The organism is Paenisporosarcina sp. P4_E4_2 (assembly GCF_056401595.1).
Window position 1 is genome coordinate 1 of the sequence record NZ_JBFUJC010000371.1, and the last position, 2,949, is coordinate 2,949.

Consider the following 2,949-nt stretch of genomic DNA (forward strand, 5'->3'; position numbering starts at 1 on the left):
GCGTAGGGAAGGCATAAGTGATTTAGAAAAGGTACTGATGTAAATGACACGTTCTCGCTGATCCATTCCCTGAAGAGATGGGATTGGTTTACCAACGTAGCGAAATTCACTGTCATAGTCATCTTCGATAATATAGCGCCCTTCTTTGGCAGAAGCCCAGTTAAGTAATTGAACCCGTCTGGAAGCGGAGAGAATCGCCCCGGTAGGGAATTGGTGGGAAGGCGTCACATAGGCAACGTTTGCAGATTTCTTATCCAATTCTGCTACTTGCATACCATCTTCATCGACAGGAACGGCCAAAGTTTTCCGATCGTTATTGTCAAAAATATGGTGGGTCATCGGATAGCCCGGGTTTTCAATGGCGAAGACGGATTGTTTCCCGAGTAAACGGATCAAAAGTGGCATCAGCTGTTCGGTTCCTGAACCTATCACTACTTGTTGTGCTGTACAACGAACACCACGAGAGGAGTATAAATAACTCGCAATTTCCTGTCTTAACTCCACATCCCCTTGAGGGTGACCGAGTAGCAATAAATCCCGAGACGTTTCATCTAACACTTCTTTTGCATACTTTCGCCATTGATTGAAGGGGAAAGCAGAAGTGTCAATACGACCCGAGTTAAAATCAATACTGTAGACGTGTTTCAACGATTCCGATTGCTCATGTTCCATACGTGTTTCATCTACATAAGCAAGCTCTTCCACTTGTTCTACGTAATATCCACTCCGCGCAACAGCTTTAATAAAACCTTCAGCAACCAGCTGTCCATAGGCGAGTTCAATTGTTGTTTGACTGATAGCTAGAAACTCCGACAGTTGTCTTTTAGAAGGTAACTTAGTGCCGACCTCTATGTCACCCCGAATGATTGCTTCCTTCATTTCACGATAAAGCTGCTCGTATAGAGGTGTTGGTGAGGATTTATCTACTTGATTGAGCCAAATATCCATCATTCGCTCCTAACTGACCTTATTAAACAGTTCGAAACTGACACTTTTTAAATGGTCATACTTCATTATACTAATAATATTAGATGAAATGGAGGCTATATACAATGACTCAACATTTAACAGGTACGGATCGTGTAAAACGTGGTATGGCAGAAATGCAAAAAGGTGGCGTCATCATGGACGTTATCAACGCAGAACAAGCTCGTATTGCTGAAGCGGCAGGAGCGGTAGCAGTAATGGCATTGGAACGAGTACCTTCTGATATTCGTGCAGCAGGTGGCGTAGCACGAATGGCTGATCCGCGTATTACGGAAGAAGTACTGAATGCAGTAACAATTCCAGTTATGGCAAAAGCACGTATTGGTCATATTTCTGAAGCCCGCATGTTAGAAGCAATGGGTGTAGATTATATTGATGAATCGGAAGTATTAACACCAGCAGATGAAGAGTTCCATTTAATTAAGAGTAATTTCACCGTTCCTTTTGTATGTGGGAACAAAGATTTAGGAGAAGCAGCTCGAAGAATTGGTGAAGGTGCTTCCATGCTTCGCACAAAAGGGGAACCTGGTACGGGTAATATTGTAGAAGCAGTGCGTCATTTGCGTAAATTAAATGCTCAGGTACGTAAAATCATTCACATGAATGAAGACGAATTAATGACGGAAGCAAAAATTCTAGGTGCTCCTTACCATGTGTTACTTGAAATCAAACACTTGGGCAGATTACCGGTTGTAAACTTTGCAGCAGGTGGCGTAGCTACTCCTGCAGATGCAGCATTGATGATGGAACTTGGAGCAGACGGAGTTTTCGTAGGATCAGGTATCTTCAAATCAGATAACCCTGAAAGATTTGCACGTGCAATCGTTGAAGCGACGACGCACTACCAAGACTACAAATTACTTGTTGAGATTTCAAAAGACCTTGGAGTGCCGATGAAAGGTATTGAAATGTCTCGTTTAGAAGCGAAAGATCGAATGCAGGATCGAGTACTGTAATATGGTGAAAATCGGWGTATTGGCTCTACAAGGAGCTGTTCGAGAACATATTCAATCGATAGAAGCGAGCGGAGCACAAGCGGTCGTTGTCAAACGTGTGGAAGACTTGTCTGGGATTGATGGATTAATTCTACCGGGCGGAGAAAGCACAGCGATGCGTCGTCTGATTGATTTATACGGCATGATGGAACCATTACGCGAATTTGCAAAAGCGGGACATCCGATGTTTGGGACATGTGCAGGGCTTATCCTCCTGGCCGGTTCACTTGTAGGATATGAGCAACCGCATATAGGAGTAATGGATGTGACAGTAGAACGTAATTCATTTGGTCGACAAGTCGATAGTTTCGAAGTGAGCCTTGTAATAAAAGGTGTAGCGGATGATTTTCCTGCTGTGTTCATAAGGGCGCCGCATATTAATGAAGTTGGACCTAAGACAGAAGTCTTATGTGAACATAACGGTCGTATTGTGATGGCTCAACAAGGACAATTTTTAGGATGCTCTTTTCATCCTGAACTGACGGATGATCATCGTGTAACTGCTTATTTTGTCCAATTAGTAGAAAATTTTATAAAGCAAAAAGTTTAAGAATAAGCCTGCCATTGTGCAGGCTTATTTTTTTTTGAAGTTCTAAATGGGATTATTAAATTGTAATCATCTAATTGAATTTAGAAAAATATGTAAATACAAATTAAAAATGGATATTAATTAGATAATCTTTCTATCTATTGATATAGGTTTCTTAAACCAAATGATTCTAAAGATTGGTTCAAGAAAAATTATCCATTTTTTCAACAGGATAATAAACCTGTATTTAATCAATAAAAAACAGTGATAGTTACCTATTTATTCAGAATAGTAGAAAAGATACAATACGAATTACCCGGAATTATTTCGGAATTTTCAGAAACTGAGGAGTGAAGTTGAGTGAAGAAGAAAAAAGTCGTGAGTCTGAGTTTAGCAGCAACAGTTGCATTATCTGCAGCTATTGCCCCAGTACAGGCA

At 41.0% G+C, this 2,949-nt stretch carries 3 protein-coding genes; 2 read left to right on the forward strand and 1 reads right to left on the reverse strand.

Annotated features, from left to right (window positions below; genetic code table 11):
* Positions 1–948: MocR-like pyridoxine biosynthesis transcription factor PdxR (gene pdxR / locus AC1DSB_RS17275; RefSeq protein ID WP_477587204.1), on the reverse strand; the 948-nt coding region annotated here is incomplete at its 3' end.
* 104 nt (positions 949–1,052) lie between these two features.
* Between pdxR and pdxS the strand changes: the two genes are divergently transcribed.
* Positions 1,053–1,943, forward strand: a complete 891-nt coding sequence (pdxS, locus tag AC1DSB_RS17280) for a pyridoxal 5'-phosphate synthase lyase subunit PdxS (protein ID WP_016428953.1) — start codon at positions 1,053–1,055, stop codon at positions 1,941–1,943.
* A gap of 1 nt (position 1,944) precedes the next feature.
* Complete coding sequence (gene pdxT, locus AC1DSB_RS17285) at positions 1,945–2,532, forward strand: pyridoxal 5'-phosphate synthase glutaminase subunit PdxT (protein WP_477532251.1); 588 nt, start codon at positions 1,945–1,947, stop codon at positions 2,530–2,532.
* The last annotated feature ends 417 nt before the right edge of the window (positions 2,533–2,949 follow it).

Bases quoted from the DNA above. Each gene is read 5' to 3' on its own strand.
- pdxS (WP_016428953.1), top strand. From the start codon at position 1,053: ATGACTCAACATTTAACAGGTACGGATCGTGTAAAACGTGGTATGGCA.